This window comes from Kribbella sp. NPDC048928, assembly GCF_043197975.1.
In the GTDB taxonomy this organism is placed as follows: domain Bacteria; phylum Actinomycetota; class Actinomycetes; order Propionibacteriales; family Kribbellaceae; genus Kribbella.
Genome location: NZ_JBICUC010000010.1, coordinates 41693 through 59631, shown reverse-complemented (window position 1 = coordinate 59631; position 17939 = coordinate 41693). Strand labels below are relative to the sequence as shown.

The 17939-nt window shown below is 69.1% G+C and carries 17 protein-coding genes; 11 read left to right on the top strand and 6 right to left on the bottom strand.

Translation table 11 applies throughout. The annotated features are described in order from the left end of the window. Nucleotides 1-2: 2 nt before the first annotated feature. Together ACGFI6_RS35360 and ACGFI6_RS35355 are read right to left on the bottom strand one after the other, a co-directional pair. A complete protein-coding gene (locus tag ACGFI6_RS35360) occupies nt 3-782 on the bottom strand; it encodes a hypothetical protein (RefSeq protein ID WP_393126499.1) in 780 nt (259 codons plus the stop codon). Further along, nucleotides 779-1078, bottom strand: coding sequence for a PadR family transcriptional regulator (locus tag ACGFI6_RS35355; RefSeq protein ID WP_393126497.1), 300 nt, complete (start codon nt 1076-1078; stop codon nt 779-781). The genes ACGFI6_RS35360 and ACGFI6_RS35355 overlap by 4 nt, the downstream gene beginning before the upstream one ends. Before the next feature lie 62 nt (nt 1079-1140). Here ACGFI6_RS35355 and ACGFI6_RS35350 point away from each other — a divergent pair, with 62 nt between their 5' ends. Further along, a complete protein-coding gene (locus ACGFI6_RS35350; RefSeq protein ID WP_393126495.1) occupies nt 1141-2970 on the top strand; it encodes a hypothetical protein in 1830 nt (609 codons plus the stop codon). 107 nt (nt 2971-3077) lie between these two features. Here ACGFI6_RS35350 and ACGFI6_RS35345 read toward each other — a convergent pair whose 3' ends face one another. The 4 genes from ACGFI6_RS35345 to ACGFI6_RS35330 all read right to left on the bottom strand — a co-directional run bounded on the left by ACGFI6_RS35345 (nt 3078) and on the right by ACGFI6_RS35330 (nt 7235). Next, on the bottom strand, nt 3078-3983 hold the full coding sequence (locus tag ACGFI6_RS35345; protein WP_393126493.1) for a decaprenyl-phosphate phosphoribosyltransferase: 906 nt from the start codon (nt 3981-3983) through the stop codon (nt 3078-3080). Further along, nucleotides 3980-5077 (bottom strand): phosphodiester glycosidase family protein, encoded by a 1098-nt coding sequence (locus tag ACGFI6_RS35340; RefSeq protein ID WP_393126491.1) that lies wholly within the window; start codon nt 5075-5077, stop codon nt 3980-3982. Before ACGFI6_RS35340 ends, ACGFI6_RS35345 begins: the two co-directional genes overlap by 4 nt. A gap of 80 nt (nt 5078-5157) precedes the next feature. Beyond that, nucleotides 5158-5862, bottom strand: a complete 705-nt coding sequence (locus ACGFI6_RS35335; protein ID WP_393126489.1) for an SDR family NAD(P)-dependent oxidoreductase — start codon at nt 5860-5862, stop codon at nt 5158-5160. After that, complete coding sequence (locus ACGFI6_RS35330) at nt 5859-7235, bottom strand: FAD-dependent oxidoreductase (protein ID WP_393126487.1); 1377 nt, start codon at nt 7233-7235, stop codon at nt 5859-5861. Before ACGFI6_RS35330 ends, ACGFI6_RS35335 begins: the two co-directional genes overlap by 4 nt. Nucleotides 7236-7355: 120 nt before the next feature. On the opposite strand from ACGFI6_RS35330, the gene ACGFI6_RS35325 reads away from it, so the two are divergent. From ACGFI6_RS35325 to ACGFI6_RS35280, 10 genes are all read left to right on the top strand, one after another. Continuing rightward, nucleotides 7356-8747, top strand: a complete 1392-nt coding sequence (locus ACGFI6_RS35325) for a sensor histidine kinase (RefSeq protein WP_393126485.1) — start codon at nt 7356-7358, stop codon at nt 8745-8747. Nucleotides 8748-8796: 49 nt separating this feature from the next. Beyond that, nucleotides 8797-9474 carry a response regulator transcription factor gene (locus tag ACGFI6_RS35320; RefSeq protein ID WP_393126483.1) on the top strand — a complete coding sequence of 226 codons (678 nt, stop codon included), beginning with the start codon at nt 8797-8799 and terminating at the stop codon, nt 9472-9474. Nucleotides 9475-9612: 138 nt separating this feature from the next. Further along, nucleotides 9613-10278: a response regulator transcription factor gene (locus ACGFI6_RS35315; protein ID WP_393126481.1), complete on the top strand. Its 666-nt coding sequence runs from the start codon at nt 9613-9615 to the stop codon at nt 10276-10278. 4 nt (nt 10279-10282) lie between these two features. Further along, nucleotides 10283-11332 carry a sensor histidine kinase gene (locus ACGFI6_RS35310; RefSeq protein WP_393126479.1) on the top strand — a complete coding sequence of 350 codons (1050 nt, stop codon included), beginning with the start codon at nt 10283-10285 and terminating at the stop codon, nt 11330-11332. 276 nt (nt 11333-11608) lie between these two features. Next, a complete protein-coding gene (locus ACGFI6_RS35305) occupies nt 11609-12934 on the top strand; it encodes a right-handed parallel beta-helix repeat-containing protein (protein ID WP_393126477.1) in 1326 nt (441 codons plus the stop codon). A gap of 264 nt (nt 12935-13198) precedes the next feature. After that, a complete protein-coding gene (locus tag ACGFI6_RS35300) occupies nt 13199-13834 on the top strand; it encodes an ATP-binding protein (RefSeq protein WP_393126475.1) in 636 nt (211 codons plus the stop codon). After that, on the top strand, nt 13831-14448 hold the full coding sequence (locus ACGFI6_RS35295) for a LuxR C-terminal-related transcriptional regulator (protein ID WP_393126473.1): 618 nt from the start codon (nt 13831-13833) through the stop codon (nt 14446-14448). The genes ACGFI6_RS35300 and ACGFI6_RS35295 overlap by 4 nt, the downstream gene beginning before the upstream one ends. Further along, nucleotides 14445-15152 carry a response regulator transcription factor gene (locus ACGFI6_RS35290; RefSeq protein WP_393126471.1) on the top strand — a complete coding sequence of 236 codons (708 nt, stop codon included), beginning with the start codon at nt 14445-14447 and terminating at the stop codon, nt 15150-15152. The genes ACGFI6_RS35295 and ACGFI6_RS35290 overlap by 4 nt, the downstream gene beginning before the upstream one ends. A gap of 91 nt (nt 15153-15243) precedes the next feature. Further along, the gene (locus tag ACGFI6_RS35285; protein ID WP_393126469.1) at nt 15244-16467 is read left to right on the top strand and encodes a DegT/DnrJ/EryC1/StrS family aminotransferase; all 1224 of its coding nucleotides are present in this window, start codon (nt 15244-15246) and stop codon (nt 16465-16467) included. Beyond that, nucleotides 16464-17939 (top strand): polysaccharide biosynthesis protein, encoded by a 1476-nt coding sequence (locus ACGFI6_RS35280; RefSeq protein WP_393126467.1) that lies wholly within the window; start codon nt 16464-16466, stop codon nt 17937-17939. Before ACGFI6_RS35285 ends, ACGFI6_RS35280 begins: the two co-directional genes overlap by 4 nt.

Sequence of the window (17939 nt, the reverse complement as noted above, 5' to 3'; positions counted from 1 at the left end):
CCTCAGGCGAGTCGAACCTCGGCCAGATCCCGCACCGTTCCGTTGACCGACACCCCGAGGGCGAGGACAGCGGCACCGCCGAGGAAGCCCGCGACCCGGTCGCTGCCCCCGGTCAACGCCTGGATCAGGATCGTCACCCCACTGACGGCCAGCCCGAACGCCACCAGCCAGAGGCCGAGACCAAGGCGTCGCGGACCGGGCATCAAGACGTCCCCGAGGTCAACGTCTGCGACGGTGCGCACTACCTGCGAGGCGGCCAGCACGAGAATCAGCCACCAGCCGACAACCACGAGTACGCGAATCATCGGACTCGTGAACGTGTCATGGTTGGCCGCGTACACAACGGCCGCTCCGGCACCGAATGGGAGCGTGAGTCGCCTGATGACGGTCCAGGCCAGGCGAGCGAGCGCCGTACGACGTAACCGCGGCACGGGCACCGCCATCAGGAACCCCGCGAAGGTCACCAGGTCGCAGGCCGTGAGCAGCCAGGAGTGGGTGATTGCTCTCGGAACCGCGCCGGTCAACTCGAAGACCGCGTGCGCCGTGAGCCAGCCGGCGCCGACCACCAGAACGGTCAGCGCCGCGACCCGCCGACGCCGCTCCGCGGACGACGAGGTCGGCCAGATCGCCGGATGCAACCACATCCCGGCGATCGCGACGGCCAACTGCGGGAGCCCGCGCCAGCCCTCCCGGTCGATCTCCCCGGCAAGGTCCTGCCCCCAGCGCTCCCGGATCGCCCGCGGATAGAACCCGACCACAACCCGGCCGACGGCTCGAGTCATGTGGGCTTCAGTCCAAGCTGACGCAGCCCTGCGTCGGCGAGCCGCGCCATCGCCCGAAGCTCCTTCTCCAGGACGGAACGGCCCTCCGAGGTCAGCTGCACCGGCCGCTGCCGCCCCTGCTCCTCGAGCGTCTCGACCAGACCCTTCGCCTCAAGCCGAGTCAGCGCGCCGTACAGACTGCCGGCGCCCAGACGCTCACCGGTCAGCTCCTCTATCGCGAGGTTGATCGCATACCCGTGCTTCGGCCCGTCAGCCAGCGCCGAGAGCACCAACGTCTGCGCATCATTCGCCTGCATCCGTCCTCCTTGCAGTCAGCCTACTACGCACTACGTACTAGCCTATCGACCTGATCGCCGATTTGGTAACGGAGTGGTTACGGCGTAGAATCAAACACATGTTCGAAGGCGATCTGGGGGACCTCGCGACCGCGGAGCTGCTGTCCGCGGCGTCGGAGTTCGCCCAGATCCAGGACCGTGCCGCCGTGCGCATTCTGGAGTCCGCGCTGGCCTTCGCGGACCGCCATGCCGTCGTGCCCGGCTATGAATCGTTGCCGGGGTATGAGCGGCTTCAGGTGTATGGCGGTGACGGTTGTCCTGGGGTTGCGGAGTTTGCGCCGATCGAGTTCGGTGCGGTGCTGCGGATGTCGAGTGGTGCTGCTGCTGCGCTGATCGGTGAGGCGTTGGCGCTGCGTCATCGGCTGCCGCGGATCTGGGCGAAGGTGCTGGCCGGTGATGCGGTCGCGTGGCGTGCCCGTAAGGTCGCGCACGCCTGCCTGGCGTTGTCTTTGGAAGCGGCCGCGATCGTGGACCGGCGCGTGGCCCGGATCGTGAACACGGTCACTCCGGATGCCTTGGGGAAGATCATTGCCGCGGCCGTGTGGGACGCCGATCCCGAGCAGGCCAGGGCCCAGGCAGAGGCGACCGCCCGCGAACGCGGCGTGTTCGTCGCCCCGTCCGACGACCACGGCACCAAGCGTTTCTGGGTCCGCGCCGCCGCCGGCGACGTGATCCGCTTCGACGCCACCATCGACGACCTCGCCCGCGCCCTCAAAACCCTCGGCGACACCGACCCCCTCAACGAACGCCGAGCCAAAGCCATCGGCTGGATAGCCGACCCCGCCGCCGCCCACCAACTCCTAACAGTCGCCCGCCACCTCGCCCACACCGCCCGGTCCACCCCCACACCCGCCGATCCCGCGCCAGCCCATCCCGCCCATCGCACGCCGACCCACCCCACACCGGTGCACGCCGAGCCCGACTCCGGCGAAACGGTCGTGCGCGGCCCTGCCCCGGACGGGCGACGGGCCGACGACGGAGAGCCGGACGAGGACAGGGAACGAGCTCAGGCCGACCGACTGGACGAAGTGCTGGATGACGGGCTGGACGATGCCGGAGTGTGGGCAGGCGAGGGAGAGTGGGCCCCGTCCGAAGACTCCGCGCCGACCGGCTCCGCTCCGGCCGACTCAGCCCTTGCGGGCGAACCGGTTGCGAACGGCGAGGGAGTTGACGCCTTCACGCGGCGGATGCTCGCGAGTGAACTGCCCGCGCGGCTGGCGGCGATCAAGCAGGAGGCCTGCCGCAACGGCCTCGGCCCGAGCAGCACCGGCCGACAGACCCGACAGACCCGCCACACCCTGTACGTCCACCTCACCGACCACACCCTCGCCACCGGCACCGGCGTCCTCCGCGTCGAAGAACTCGGCCCCCTCCTCGCCTCCCAACTCACCGAACTCCTCGGCCACAACCACATCACCATCAAACCCGTCATCGACCTGCACGACCAAGTCAGCGTCCACGCCTACGAAATCCCCGACCGCATCCGCGAACGCGTCCGCCTCCGACACCCCGTCGACACCTTCCCGTACAGCGCCGCCGAAGCAACCCAACGCATGGACCAAGACCACATCACCCCCTACAACCACACCACCCCGAACGACCGCACCACCCCCTACGACCGCACCGGCCCACCCAACCCCACCGGCCCACCCGACCCACCGGGCCAAACCAGCACAAACAACCTCATACCCCTCACCCGACTCCACCACCGCGCCAAAACCTTCGGCGCCTGGCGCAACCGACGCCTGCCCAACGGAGCCATCGAATGGACCAGCCCCCACGGCTTCACCTTCATCGTCAACCACACCGGCACCCACCCAACCCCCACCACCAGCACGTGGAGGGAGCGCTGACCCGCATCCATCGCGCGCGTTCAACCAACTTCGGAGCGAGCGGCCCCTCCATGAACGGAGCGACACCATCACCGACGACTGCGCCGTGCAGGGCCGGCTGCCATCGGTCAGGCGAAGTACAGGCCGATCGTGAGCAGGGCGGCCCAGGTTGCGCCGGCCAGGATCAGGACCCGGTCGCGGAAGATCTCGTGTTCGGGTTCTTCACCGCGGCCGGTGGAGACGAGCAGGGCGTACCGGAGGAGGCCGGTGAAGAACGGCAGGAACGAGACGGCCAGCAGTTCGCGGTACGCGTCGTAGTGGATGTACTGGAACGCCCACATGCCGTACGACAGCGCCGTACCGAGAAGCGACACGGTCATCACCTGATCCAGCCAGGATGCCGAGTACGCAGCCAGGACGGGTCGGCTCACGGCGTTTCCGGCGGCGATGAACTCCGCCTTGCGCTTGCCGGTCACCAGGAACATCGCGCCGAACAGCGACACGAGGAGGAACCAGTGCGACTCCGGGAGCCCGGCCGCGGTCCCGCCCGCGGCCGCACGCAGGACGAAGCCGAGGGCAACGATGATCAGGTCGACCACCGCGACGTGCTTGAGGCCCAGCACGTACAGGACCTGAGCGACCAGATAGGCGAGCGCGATGCCGAACGTCGTCCAACCGAGGCTGCTCGTGATCGCCAAGCCGACCAGCGCACTGCACACGCCGAACGTCCCAGCCAGCGCCGGACTGATCGCACCGGACGCGACCGGCCGCAACCGCTTGCGCGGGTGCGTCCGATCGTCGGGCGCGTCGCGAATGTCGTTGAACGCGTAGATCGCCACTGCGAGCAGGGTGAACCCGATCGCGGCCAGCGTGGCCTGCAGCACGACGCTCGGCGAGGTCAGTGCGCCGGCCGCTGCCGGAGCCGCGAACACCATCGCGGCTTTGTGCCACTGCTGCGGTCTGCTGAGTTGCAGGAGCGCACGCATCAGCGACACACGCGCCGTACTGATCGAGGGAGTCCGCAAGTCGGTCATGATGCCGTCACATAGAAGAAGTCACGCTGGTCGTCGACCAGATAGCGATTCGCCGGCGAGTTCATCGACCCGAGCAGTCGCTTCCCGTTCACGACACCGTTCGCGCCGGGCTGCTCGATGTCGAAGCTCACCATTGCGGCGTGGATGTCCAGCTCCATGCCCTGCACGATGCCGGCCTGATGCATCGCCGCGGCCAGCGTCGCCAACGTGAGTTTGCTGCCGGCGACGTAGATGAGGTTGCCGTTGGCATCGATTCCGACGCCGGATCTCCAGGTGTACTGGAACTGGCTTCGGACCGTCCCCCACCGGCCGTTCGCGTTCACGGTCAGGCCGTCGACCACGCGGCCGTCGACGATGACCGGGTCCAGGTTCTGCCGTACCGCAACGACGTTCTTCGTCATCCGGACGGTCTGGTTCCAGGTCCCGATCTGCGCCGATCCGTCGCGCAGGATCACCAGCGAGGCGCGCCCGTCAGTCAGCGGCACGGCCGACGTGCCGGCGGTCCACCACCCACCCTTGGAGTCCTTCATCTTGAAGCCCGCGTTGAACGTCGCCACCAGTGCGGACCGGTCGGCCGCCGGAACGGAGTACCCGTCCTTCGAGGGCATCCCGACGATCGGCTCCCGTGTCCCCGGCATGAGGTGCAAGTGATAGCTCTTGCGTGGCAGGAGCGCCGCGGCTACCGACACGGGCAGATGGCCTGGATCGGCGCGGAACCAACTCGTCCACACCAGCGGCACGCCGATACGCGACGCCCGGGCCTCCGACCAGACGCCCTCGTGCGCCAGCGGTGTCACGCCGGGCAGCAACCGCACCCTAGGCAGTGCTGCCGTCGGCGGGTGGCCCACCTTCGGCGTCGGCACCTTGCTGGGGCCGGTCACGTCGACCGGTGCGCCGGTCGCGGGTGGCTGCTGGCGGGAGTACCTCCAGGTCTCGACAGCATCGATGATCGCGCCACCGCCGTGGTCGCGCACCCATTCAACCGTCCGTACGCCGAAACTCGCGTTGCCTGGGTACAGCAAAGCGCGGACGTACGACACCGTTGGGACGACCAGCAACAGGCAGCAGGCCAGAGCGATCCATCGCTTCCGCACTCGGCGACGCCTCCGCGGTCGTGCGTTCTGCTTCATGACGCCAGTAGACCGAGGGTGGCCTGAGAGGAAGCGGAGAACATTCATCGCCAGTCCGCGGGCAGCAACCGCCGCGGGACCACACCGAGGATCCGGACGACCAGACCCATCACGCGCGGCACCCAGACAACAGTCTTCCGGTACTCGACCGCGGACGCGACGCGCCTGGCCACGCGCTCGGGATCAGTGGCGAACGGCGGCCTTCTCAGGTCCGCCGTCATCCGTGTCGCCACGAATCCGGGACGTACGACAAGCATCCGTACCCCCGTCTCCGCCGCCTGCCTGGCAAGCAGCACCGCCGTCGAGTCGGCCAACTGCTTGCCGAGCGAGTACGCCGCGATCGACTGCCGCGGACGGACCGCGGCCGCGGAGGACAGCAACACGATCTGGGATGTCCGGCGCCGGACCAAGGCGCGCAGCAGCAACGAGACTGCGAGTCCGTTCACGACCACGCCCTCCTCGAACGACTTCGACGACATCGAGCCGACCGCAACCACCGCCAGGTCCAGCGGCTGCTCCGCGGACGCCTCCGCGAGCATCGCGTCGAGGTCGTCTCCATTCAACCCGGCGTCGTACTGCGTGGTGGACACGGCGTACCCGGCGTCGCGCAGCCGCTCCGCGTTCCGCCAGAGCTCGCCGCTCGGTCGCCCGGCGAGGACGACCTGACGTGATGCCGGCCCGAGCAACTGCAGCAACACGGCCATGCCGATCTCGGACGATCCACCGACCAGCAACGCCGTTCCCGTCATGACAGCAACTCCAGCCGCTCGGCGAGGCCGGAGGTCCAGCGTCCTACCGGATCCAGTCGCTGCTGCGTGCTCCGCCAAGTCCACATTCGCGGGTACATCAACGGAATCACCTCCGGATCGGTCACCGAGTCCTTCGCCAGGTAGACCCGGCCGCCGGCCCCGGCGACCAACTTGTCGACGGGCCGCAGCGTGTCCGGCCGGTGCAGCCAGCGGGCCGGCAGATCGAGCGCCAGCGTCCAGCCCGGAATCGGGAACGACAGTGGTCCGGCGGTGCCGAAGCCGAGGTTCTTCAGCGTGGCCAGGGCCGGAGTCATCCCGTGGGTCGCGAGGAACTCGAGAACCTCCCGCAGGACGCCGAAGTCCTCGGGCGGTACGGCGAACTGGTACTGGACGAGTCCCCTGCGCCCGAACGCAGCCGGCCATCCCTCGGCGCGGTCCAACGGGCACAACGCCGGCCGCAGGGCGACGATCTGCGAGTTCACCGAACGGCTCAAATGCCAGCGGGCCGCGGACGCCGCCGCAATCGTCGTTCGTGAGACGACCCCGGGTCCGGGCAGCGACTGGCGTTGCCGGGTGCCGGACACCCTCAGCTCCGGGTACGGCGCGACCCCGTTCGGCAGATCCAGCGTCGACGCGCTGTAGAACTCGTCGACGATCCCCCGACCCAACGCCGTCCCGTGCCCGTGCCCGTCCAGCCAGGCGACCGCATGCCGGTCCGGATCGAGCTCCTGCTGCTCCGCGAGCGACTGCATCGCCTCGATGGTCTCCTCGAACGAGCCCGTCCGACGACGGTTCCGGATCAGCCACCCGGTGTCGACGCGCTGCAACTGGATCGCGGCTCGCAGGATGATCCCGGTCAGCCCCATGCCGCCGATCGTGGCCCAGAACCCGTCGGCGTCCTTGCCGGCCGACAACTCCGTGACCTGCCCGTCTGACCGCAGCAACTCGAGCCACAGCACATGGTTCCCGAACGATCCCGCGCCCGGATGATTCTTGCCGTGGACATCGCTCGCGACCGCCCCGCCGACCGTGATCCGCTCGGTCCCCGGTACCACCGGAAGCTTCCAGCCCAGCGGGAATGTCTGGTCGATGATGTCCTTGAGCAGCGCGCCCGCCTCGACCACGAGAACCCCGCTGCCCTGATCGAACGAGACGATCCGGCGACATGACGTCATGTCGACCACGATTCCCGCTCCGGGCAATGCGGCGTCCCCGTAGCTGCGGCCCGCCCCGCGTACTGTGATCTTCGGCGCCGCCAGCACAGTGTCGACGAGTCCGTCGCCATCGACTGCAGGCCGCCGTACCTCGGCGGACCGATGGACCGTCCTCCCCCAGCCGATCAGGTCCTGCCGGCGCGGATCATCCAAGCTCATGAGGACGACGCTAGGAATCTCGTACTGAGGGCACGCTGAGCCCGGCGCACAAAGGTCTCCTCAGCGGGCGCTCAGGAACTCGTGACGACACTGGACCTCTGACCGGAGAGGGAGCGCGTGGTGTCTGTAGTACGCAAGCTGAGCACGAGGCTGCGCCGGTCGAGTGTGCGGAGCAGGTCGACTGCTGCCGCGGTCATTGTCGTCGCGGCCGCGATGGCGCTCGGCGCGGCCGTACTGCTGCTGCTCCTCCAGCGAGCTCTGATCGCGACCGTCTCGGACGCTGCCGACGGACGCGCGATCGAGGTGGCGAACCAGGTCGGCGCGGAGGGAGTCAGTGCCCTCGGCAACGACCTCGTCCAGACCACCAGGCCGAGCCAGGTCATCCAGGTCCTGGACCGCGCCGGGAAGGTCGTCGCCGCGTCCTCGCCGCAGGCGGACACCAAGGCGTTGACCCGGCTGACGCCGCCGGCCGGGACGATCGAGCGCGCGGAGGTCAGTGACTTGACGTTGCTCGACGACGATCACGATCATCTGATCGTCGCGCGGGGTGCGCAGTACGGCGATCAGCTCTACACAGTCGTGGTCGCGAGCTCGGTCGGGACCCAGCGCGCGACCATCCGTACTGTCGCGGAGTACCTCGTGATCGGCTTTCCGGTCCTGCTGATCGTGGTTGCGGTCGCGGGCTGGCTGCTGGCGGGCCAGGCGCTGCGGCCGGTCGAGCGGATCCGGAGGCGGGTGCAGGGCATCGAATCCAGCGATCTGACCGAACGGGTGCCCGTACCGGAGACCGACGACGAGGTCGCCCGGCTGGCCTCGACGATGAACGAGATGCTCGATCGGCTGCAGACCGGCCAGGCCACCCAGCGAAGGTTCGTCGCCGACGCCAGCCACGAACTCCGGTCGCCGCTCGCCACCGTCACCGCCGGTCTGGAGGTCATCGCGCCTGCTGCGCAGGGCGAGTCGTGGCAGGCTCTGCACCTACTGATGCAGGGCGAGTCGGAACGCATGCGCCGCCTCGTCGAGAACCTGCTGCTGCTCGCCAAGGCCGACGACGCCGCCCTGCCGATGCAGCGGGCCGACGTCGATCTCGACGATCTGGTCGACACCGAGATCCTGCGCCTTCGCCAAGCAGGCAGCAACCTCAAGATCGTCACCGACGTCCACCCGGTACGCGTCGTGGGCGATCCGCTACGGCTCAGTCAACTGATCCGCAACCTGGTCGACAACGCGGCGCGGGCCGCCCACAGCACGCTGCGGCTGAGTACGACTCAGCGGCACGGGTCGGCGATCGTCACCATCGAGGACGACGGCGACGGCATCCCGGAAGTCGACCGGACCCGGGTTTTCGAGCGGTTCGTCCGGCTGGACACCAGCCGGGCCCGGGCCAGCGGAGGCTCCGGCCTCGGTCTCGCGATCGTCCAGGAGATCATCAAGGCGCATCAGGGCACCGTCACCCTCACCGCCGCGGTGAGCGGCGGGACGACAGCGACCGTCACCCTGCCGCTCCCCTGACGGCGGGTCGCTCAGGTTGCTCTCAGCGGCGGCGCCGGACACTGGAAGCATGCGGGTGCTGATAGTCGAGGACGAGGTCCCACTGGCGGAGACGATCCGGCACGGGCTGACCGACGACGGGTTCGTCGTCGAGGTCGTGCACAACGGTGAGGACGGGATCTGGGCGGCGACCGAGCACACGTACGACGTCATCGTCCTGGACATCATGTTGCCGAAGGTGAACGGCTACAAGGTTCTCGAACAGATCCGCGAGCAGGGCGTCTGGACCCCGGTCCTGATGCTGACCGCCAAGGACGGCGACTACGACCAGACCGACGCCTTCGACCTGGGCGCCGACGACTATCTCACCAAGCCGTTCAGCTTCATCGTGCTGATCGCCCGGCTCCGGGCCCTGATCCGCCGCGGCGCCCCTGAGCGCCCGGTGGTGATGACGGCCGGCGACCTGGTCCTGGATCCCGTCCGGCGCCGGGTCGAACGCGCCGGGCAGGAGGTCACGCTGACCCGCCGCGAGTACGGCCTGCTCTCCTACCTGATGCGGCACCGCGGGGAGACCGTCAGCAAGACCCAGATCCTCGAGAACGTCTGGGACCCGGCCTTCGACGGCGACCCCAACGTCGTCGAGGTCTACATCCGCTACCTACGCCTGAAACTCGACGCCCCCTACGAACGCCACGCCATCGAAACCGTCCGAGGCATGGGCTACCGCCTGAACCAGGACGGCGGCTGATCCCCACGCTCCGCAAGGCCCTGACCCAACCGACGCCGCGCGTGCTGGCACGAAACGGTTACGAGGGCTTCCGTGCGGGGGGCGGAGGTTTCAGAATGGCCGCACAGCTACACACGGTCATCAGCGGAGGGGGCGACGATGACCAAGATCTTGGTGATAGACGACGAGCCGGACCTGATCCGGTTCGTACGGCGGGCGCTCGAGGCCGAGGGGTACCAGGTGCTCAGCGCCACCGACGGGCTGGGGGGACTTCGGCTTGCGCTGGAGCAGCGGCCGGCGATGATCGTGCTCGACCTGGTGATGCCGGGGATGCACGGTGAGGCAGTGTTGTCGGCGCTGCTCGCACAGGATGCCGGCTACCGGGTCCTCGTGCTGTCCGCCACCGCCGACGTGCAGCTCCGGATCAGCTGCCTCGAGCTCGGCGCGGTCGACTTCCTCGCCAAGCCGTTCGCGATCCGGGAGCTGATCGCCCGGGTCCGCGGCCGGCTCGGCGAGGACGCGACGAACCGGCGGAAGAACCGGCTGCGGGTCGGCGACATGGTCCTCGACCTGGAGGCCCGGCAACTGATGGTCGACGGCCGTCCGACCGCGCTGTCGAAGCGCGAGTTCCTGCTGTTGCGGCATCTGATGCGCAACCCCGACGTTGTCTGCTCCCGCCAGGAGCTGCTGTCGGAGGTCTGGGGGTACGACTTCGATCCGTCCACCAACGTCGTCGACGTCTGTGTCGGCCGGCTGCGGTCGAAGATCCGGCCCGAGCTGATCGTGACGGTGCGCAATGTCGGCTATCAGCTCCAGAGCGCCTGACCTCGTGGCGCGCCGCCTCCACCTGCTCCGGTCGCGGCGGCGCGTCAACGTCGCGATCGACGTCGCGGTGGCGGCGTTCGTGGTCGCCATGATGGGCCTGATCTTCGCGCGACCCGGACACGAGGCCGGTCCGTTCCACATCATGTTCCTCGCGGTTGCGATCGCGTACGGCTACCGGATCTGGCCGCTCGTGCCGACGATCGCAGCGACCGTCGTGATCACCTTGCTGAGCGGCTGGCTGATGATCATCCATGCCTCGGAGGGCCGGCTGGCCGACCCGGAGCTGGCCGAGATCCCGCTGATGCCGTTGGTCCTGCTGGTGATGGTCTGGCACGCCCGCCGCCGGGTGGCCGCCGTCGAACAGCTGAAGGCGATCGCCGGCCGGCAGCTCGACGCGGTCGATCGGGAACGCGAGTTCTTCCGGGACGCCTCGCATGCGATCCGGACGCCGGTGACGATCGCCCGCGGCCATCTGGAGCTCGTGGCCGGCGAACGCCTGGACGACGAGGTGCGTTCGGACCTCTCGGTCGCGATGCTCCAGCTCGACCGGATGTCCTCGCTGTCGAACCGGCTGCTCGCCGTGGCCCGGCTGGACTCGGGCAGTGCGCTGTCCAAGCAGCCGACCGATCTGGGTGATCTCGTCGGCGAGCTCGCAGCCAACTGGTCGGCGGGCTCGGACCGGATCTGGCACGTCGACCCGCAGCCGACCGGCCTGATCATGGCGGATCCGGAGTGGATCGAGATGACGCTCGACGCGCTGGTCGAGAACGCCGTCAAGTTCACGCCGCCAGGAGGGGTGATCAGCCTGCGCTGTACCCGCCGCGGTGATCGCTGCACCGTCGAGGTACGCGACTCGGGTCCCGGCATCGAGCCGGCGGACATGCCGCACGTCTTCGACCGGTTCTGGCATCGCAACCCCCCGTACGGCGCGATGGGAACCGGTCTCGGACTGTCCGTGGCTCGATCGACCGCGATCGCGCACGGCGGTACCCTGACCGCCCGTAACGATCCGGCCGGCGGTGCCGTGTTCGTCCTGGAACTGCCGCGTAGCTGACCGGTCGATGACGGCGGCGTCATCTTTCTTGCCGCCTGTGACCGCAGGGCGCCACCCTGCAAGGGGGAACCCGCTGCGTACGTCGGCAACTGGCCCGGATGCGACCCACACGCGCCGGGCGCTGCGTCGATGGCGGTCGACGACACCCCCTCGTCGCGACCGCACTCCACGATCGGCCGGCATCCGGCGTACGCAGCCCGTTCCCGTGTCTGCGTCGCAGCCGGCTTACGCCGATTGCGCGATGCGATCGGGACGTCACACCGCCACGCTGGAGGGATGAAGCTCCCGCGCAGGGCAGCGGGCATCATCGTGCTCTCGGCTGCCGCAGTGACCTGTCCGCTCGTCGCACGAGCGGCGACGACGACGCTGTACGTCGACAAGACCGCGAGCGGCTGCTCCGACTCCGGGCCCGGTACGGCGACCACGCCGTACTGCACCGTCGTCAAGGGTGTCAGCAAGCTCGCCGCCGGTGTCACGCTGTACATCGGCAACGGAACCTACACCGAGACCGTCAAACCGGCGGTCTCCGGTACGTCGGGAGCGCCGATCACGATCACCAACTGGCCCGGCCGGCACCCAGTTCTCGCGCCGGCGAGCTACGGCGCGAACATCTCGTCGCGCGCGTACATCACGCTGTCCGGGCTCACGTTCACCGGCACCCGGTACGACGGTGTCTACGTGTCGGGCAGCCACGACGTCACGGTCAGCGGCAACACCGTGAGCGGTGCGGGGCAACCGGTGTCGGGCAAGACGGCGTACGGGATCAGCGTCCGCGGCTCCACCGCATCGGTTGTCAGCGGCAACAATGTGCACGACAACTTCGGCACCGGCATCCTGCTCACGTCCGGATCCACCGGGATCCTGGTGGACGGGAACTCGGCCAGCTTCAACGCCGAAGGCTTCCGCCGCAACGCCAACGGGATCAACGTGATCAGCCCCGGCAACACCGTGCTGCGCAACGTCACCCACGACAACGAGGACTCGGGCATCCAGTTCTACACCGGCGGCAACAACAACCTCGCGACCCTGAACGTCACCTACAACAACGGCGATCACGGCATCGACGACCTGAACGTCACCGGCGGCCGGTTGATCGGCAACACCGTCTACCGCAACTGCACGACCGGCATCAACGTCGAGGGCACCTCGGGCAACTACCAGGTACTGAACAACGTGGCGGTCGACAACGCCGTCTACCCGGCGTACAAGGGCATCTCGTGCTCGCGGCGGGCCGGCAACATCGGCATCTGGGACTCGGCTCCGTCGTCGACGACCGTGGACCACAACCTCGTCTGGCTGACCAGGAGCGGCAAGCTGTACGCGTTCGGCACCACGTACACCTCGCTCGCCGCGATGCAGGCCGCGACTCATCAGGAAGCGCACGGGGTCCAGGCCGACCCGCAGTTCGTCGCGGCCGCGTCCTGGAACCTGCGGCTCACGGGCGGCTCCGCAGCCATCGACCGTGCCGATTCGGGAGCGTCCGGTGAGCAGTCGACGGACCTGGACGGGAACCCGCGCGTCGACGATCCGGGGACCACCGACACGTACGCCGAAGGTCCCCGCCGGTACGACGATCTGGGCGCGTACGAGTACCAGCCCTGATCACGATCAGTCATGGATCGACGCCGGATCCGGTTGAACAGAAGATGACGTGAAGATGACCGAATCATGACGTATGAGGTGGACCCCTGCCTCTTTTGCCTGGTGACAGCCTCTACTGGTCCCCTGGGACCGAGACGCGTGAGCCTGGGGGGCTCGAACCGGGAGGCCGGGACGGGGTGACCGTCCGTGGTCGTCGAGGGGCTTGGCGCACGTGGGACCGCGGTGGGCGGCCCGGCTCGGTGGGGACCTTGAGGGGGGTCACCTATGAGCGTTGCCGATACGTCGCCGGCGACGGGTGAACAAGCCGGCGGATCGCAACAGCTTTCGCGTCTGTGCCACGACCTGCGGCAGTACGTCGCTGCCGGCCTGGTCCTGTCCGAGCCTCCGCCGGACGACAACGACACCGGGCTGGGGCGGCTGAGCCTGATTCATCAGCAGCTCGCGGCCATCGCCGAGTTGCTGGACGTCGAGCAGGAGCCGGCGCCGCGGATCGGTGGCGTCAACCTGACCCAGCTCGCCGGCGAGTGTGCCGAGCTGGTCCGGGTGACCTATCGCGCCCCGGTCATCTTCGAGCGTGCCGCCCGCGTGGTGGTGTTCGGTGAGAAGGCACTGCTACGTCGGGCGATCGGCAACCTGCTCGACAACGCGTGCCGCGCAGCGGGCGGTTCAGGCCAGGTGCAGCTCCGCGTCGACGCGAGCGACAGCGAGGCGTACGTCGAGGTGTCCGACGACGGGCCGGGCTTCGGCGCCGTCACGTCCCGGACCGGGCACGGCCTGTCCGTCGTGGCCGCCGCCGCCCGCGCCTGCGACGGGCGGCTCGAGATCATCAGCGCGCCCGCGACCGGCACCACGGTCCGGCTCTGCTTCGGCACCGGTCATCGCGCGATGAGATCGGCATGAAGCTGGCGATCTGCGTGCAGCAGTGGCTGTTCGCATCGGTCTTCGCCGCCGCTCTCGACGCGCGGGGGCACGAGGTGGTGATCACCAGCGACGATCCACGGGAACTCTTCGACGCAGCACGGCTGCTCGGTCCCGACCTGTGCGTGATCGACGCTCCGCCGGGAACGGCCGACGCGCTCCATCGGCTCCGCCCGGCAACAGCCGTCGTCCTGCTCGTCGAGCCGCAGGACGAGGCTGCCTGGGACGCCTACGATGCGGGCACGGTGGCCGGTGTGGTCAGCAAGGCGTGCAGTCTCGGGGTCGTGTCGGAGGCGATCGAAAGGATCTCCCGCGGCGAGCGGGTCGCCGAAGGCCGGCCGGTCCCGGATCGCCGCCGGCCGGAGGTCCTTGATCCGCTCACCACCAGAGAGCTCGACGTCCTCCGCCTCGTCGTCCGCGGTCTGTCCACCGAGCAGATGGCCGTCGATCTCGGAGTCAGCAGACACACCGTCCGTACGCATGTTCAGCAGGTGCTGCGCAAGCTCGGCGTCCATGACCGCGGGAAGATCGCCCGCGCTGCCGCCGCTGCCGGACTGGCCGACGTGCGGGACCTCGTCGAGGGCCGGCACCGGTGAAGAACGGCATCACGCTGCTGCTCGTCGACGATCATCGTGTCTTCGCCGAAGCACTCGCCGGGCTGCTCGCTGCCGAGCCGGGAATCGATCGCGTCGACACCGCCTCCACACTCGCCGCCGCCCGGACGCTGATCGGAGCAGGCCGGCCGGATCTGGTCCTGGTGGACCTCGCGCTCGCTGAGGAGTCGGGCTACGACCTGCTCGCGGAGCTGGCAGCGACGCCCGACGCGCCGTCCGCGATCATGCTGTCCGGCAGCACCGATCCCCGACTGATCGTTCAGGCCCTCGAAGCAGGGGCTCGCGGCTGGTTGACCAAGACGACACGGCTGCGCGACCTGGTCGCCGCCGTGTGGCAGGTTCTCGACGGGCACCTGTACCTCGCGCCGGCGATGCTGCAACCGGTCCTCGGGCATCTCCTGCACGACCTGCACCGGCAGCGCGCGGCAGCGGGCTTCCTGGATCAACTCACACCGCGCGAGCTCGATGTCCTGCGCTGCCTGGTCTCCGGGATGAACCGCGCCGAGGTCGCCGCCCAGCTGTTCGTCTCCACGAACACCGTACGGACGCACATCCAGAGCCTGCTCCGCCGCACCGAGCAGCACTCGACACTCGCACTGGTCGCATTCGCCCGCCTGCAAGGCGTTCGCGGGATCGACGAGACCACGGCGTCCGTAATCGCCGGTGGCTCCGAATCATCTTCTTGACGTAGGAGTTCTCGTCCCGTCGGCGGGCGCGGGCCGCGATCACGGCCCGTAGCGTCGAGGGAAATCAGAGGGCTCTGAGGGGGGCATCGGGATGACGACCCGAATCAACGCTGTGCCGCGCGCTGCACGAGCCGGCGACATCGCCGTACCGTTCGCGGACTGTCACATCACCGAGGAAGCGCAGGCCGCCGCCCTCCGCGTCCTGCAGTCGGGCTGGGTGACCACCGGCCGTGAGGTCGCGACGTTCGAGGCCGAGTTCGCGAGCTTCGTCGGCGCGCAGTACGGCGTCGGAGTCTCATCGTGCACGCACGGCATCGAGCTCGCACTCCGTTCGCTCGACCTGCCGCACGGCTCGCTGGTCCTGAGCTCGACGATGACGTTCTGCGGCGCGGTGCAGGCGATCCTCCACGCCGGGCACCGGCCGGTCCTCGTCGACGTCGATCCGAAGACGGGCATGCCGACGGCGGCCACCGTACGAACCGCCGTGCGCGAGTTCGGCCGGCCGGCGGCGCTGACGGTCGTGCACTGGGCCGGAGACGTCGCCGACGTACCGGCGCTCGCGGAGGCCGCCGGGCTGCCGCTCGATCGCGTAGTCGTCGATGCCGCACACGCGGTCGGCACGTACGCCGGCGACATCCCGATCGGATCGGGGTGCGCGGCAACGTGCTTCAGCTTCTACGCAACGAAGAACCTGCCGCTCGGCGAGGGCGGCCTGATCACCACCGACGACCCGACGCGGGCCGAATGGTTGCGCAGGGCCCGTCTGCACGGCATGACGGCCGACGCCTGGCGCCGCTATCTCCCCGGCGGCAGTTGGCGCTACAACGTCGCCGACGCCGGCATCAAGGCGAACATGACCGACATCCAGGCCGCGATGGGCCGCGCACAGTTGGCGCACCTGCCGTCCTGGCAGCGCCGGCGCGCGCAGATCGCCGCCCGGTACGACGAGCAACTCGCGGGCCTGCCCGACATCCGGCTCCCGCACCGTCCGGCCGCACGGGACGGCAAGCACGCCTGGCACCTGTACCCGGTCCGGCTGCAACTGCCCGGTGGGATCGAGCGGGACGAGGTCATCGCCGAGCTCTCCGAGCGTGCGATCGGTACGTCGGTGCACTTCATTCCGGTGCACCGGCTCGCGTACTTCAGCCAGGCGGCGCTGATCCCGTCGGCGGGGCTGCTCGGGGCGGACACGCTGTTCGACCAACTGCTCTCCCTGCCGATCTACCCCCGACTGACCGACGTCCAGGTCGACGCCGTCTGCGCGGCGCTCACCGACATCGCTCACCAGGGCATCACCGGAAAGGGAACAGAATGAGCCAGCCTGTGCTGCTGCACGACAGCGACAAGAGCCTGTTGCGGACCATCGTCGTCGGAGCCGGTGAGGCGGGCATCGCGCTGGCCCGCGACCTGCACCGGGTCAGCTCGTTCGGCCTGGAGCCGGTCGGTTTCCTGGACGACGCTGCGGCCAAGCAAGGCCGCAGATACGGCGGACGACGTGTCCTCGGCACGCTGGCCGACCTCGAGACGGTCCTCGAGGAGCACCGCGTCGATGTGGTCGTGGTCGCCATCCCGTCGATGCCGTCGCACGAGGTGCGGGAGCTCGGACTGCGCGCCGCCGCCCTGGGCGCGACCGTACTGCACCTGCCACCGTTCCTGTCCGCGCTGCAGCGGCAGATCGCCGGGACCGACATGCGTGCCCTGCAGGTCGGGCCGCTGATCGGACGGCCCGAAATGCACGTCGTCAGCCGCAACGCCCGGGAGGCCGTCGCCGGCAAACGCGTCCTGGTGACCGGGGCGGGCGGATCGATCGGCAGCGAGCTCTGCCGGCAGGTGTACGGGTTCGGTCCCGAGCAGCTCGTGATGCTGGACCACGACGAGTCCAACCTGCATCGCACCCAGCTCGAACTCTGGGGCGAGGCACTGCTGGACACCGAGAACACCGTGGTCGCCGACATCCGGGACGCCGAGCGGATCTTCCAGCTGTTCCGGGACTACCGGCCGCAGATCGTGTTCCACGCCGCGGCGCTCAAGCACCTGCCGGTCCTCGAACGCCATCCGTGCGAGGGCGTGAAGTCGAACGTCCGCGGCACCCAGAACCTGGTCGAGGCAGCGGTCGCCCACGACGTCGAACGGTTCGTCCTGATCTCGACCGACAAGGCCGCGAACCCCACATCGGTGCTCGGGGCAACGAAGCGGCTGGCCGAGCTGGTGCTGGACTCGCAGCAGTCCACCACCACGGTGCTGACCGCGGTACGGTTCGGCAACGTACTGGGCAGCCGCGGTTCACTGCTGCACGTGGTCCGCGACCAGCTGGCCAGCGGCTCGCCGGTGACGATCACGCACCCCGACGTCAGCCGGTTCTTCATGACGATCGAGGAGGCCGTCGGCCTGGTCCTGGAGGCCGTCCGGATGTCGCACGGCTCCGCGACGTACGTGCTCGACATGGGCGAGCCGGTCCGGATCGTCGACCTGGTCCACAACTTCGCGAACCTGCTGAACATCCGCGACGTCGACTTCAAGTACACCGGCCTGCGGGCCGGCGAAAAGCTCCACGAGGAACTGTTCGGCGCCGGCGAGGAGGCCCTGCCGACCGACCATCCGCGGATCTCGATGACCCGGCCGCCGCGCGCGGCGGCGGGCTTCCGCGCGGGGCTGCGGGAGCTGTACGACGCCGCCGGGCACAACCGTCCGGACGAGGTGTTCAGGCACCTGCGCCGGCTCGTCCCCGAGTACACCCCGGCGCCGGGCCTGGTCTCGGCCGGGGCGCCGTACCCCGACGACTTCTGA

Coding starts and splice junctions, on each gene's coding strand:
- ACGFI6_RS35360 (WP_393126499.1), bottom strand. CDS start 782: ATGACTCGAGCCGTCGGCCGGGTTGTGGTCGGGTTCTATCCGCGGGCG.
- ACGFI6_RS35355 (WP_393126497.1), bottom strand. CDS start 1,078: ATGCAGGCGAATGATGCGCAGACGTTGGTGCTCTCGGCGCTGGCTGAC.
- ACGFI6_RS35345 (WP_393126493.1), bottom strand. CDS start 3,983: ATGACCGACTTGCGGACTCCCTCGATCAGTACGGCGCGTGTGTCGCTG.
- ACGFI6_RS35335 (WP_393126489.1), bottom strand. CDS start 5,862: ATGACGGGAACGGCGTTGCTGGTCGGTGGATCGTCCGAGATCGGCATG.
- ACGFI6_RS35330 (WP_393126487.1), bottom strand. CDS start 7,235: ATGAGCTTGGATGATCCGCGCCGGCAGGACCTGATCGGCTGGGGGAGG.
- ACGFI6_RS35320 (WP_393126483.1), top strand. CDS start 8,797: ATGCGGGTGCTGATAGTCGAGGACGAGGTCCCACTGGCGGAGACGATC.
- ACGFI6_RS35315 (WP_393126481.1), top strand. CDS start 9,613: ATGACCAAGATCTTGGTGATAGACGACGAGCCGGACCTGATCCGGTTC.
- ACGFI6_RS35305 (WP_393126477.1), top strand. CDS start 11,609: ATGAAGCTCCCGCGCAGGGCAGCGGGCATCATCGTGCTCTCGGCTGCC.
- ACGFI6_RS35300 (WP_393126475.1), top strand. CDS start 13,199: ATGAGCGTTGCCGATACGTCGCCGGCGACGGGTGAACAAGCCGGCGGA.
- ACGFI6_RS35295 (WP_393126473.1), top strand. CDS start 13,831: ATGAAGCTGGCGATCTGCGTGCAGCAGTGGCTGTTCGCATCGGTCTTC.
- ACGFI6_RS35285 (WP_393126469.1), top strand. CDS start 15,244: ATGACGACCCGAATCAACGCTGTGCCGCGCGCTGCACGAGCCGGCGAC.
- ACGFI6_RS35280 (WP_393126467.1), top strand. CDS start 16,464: ATGAGCCAGCCTGTGCTGCTGCACGACAGCGACAAGAGCCTGTTGCGG.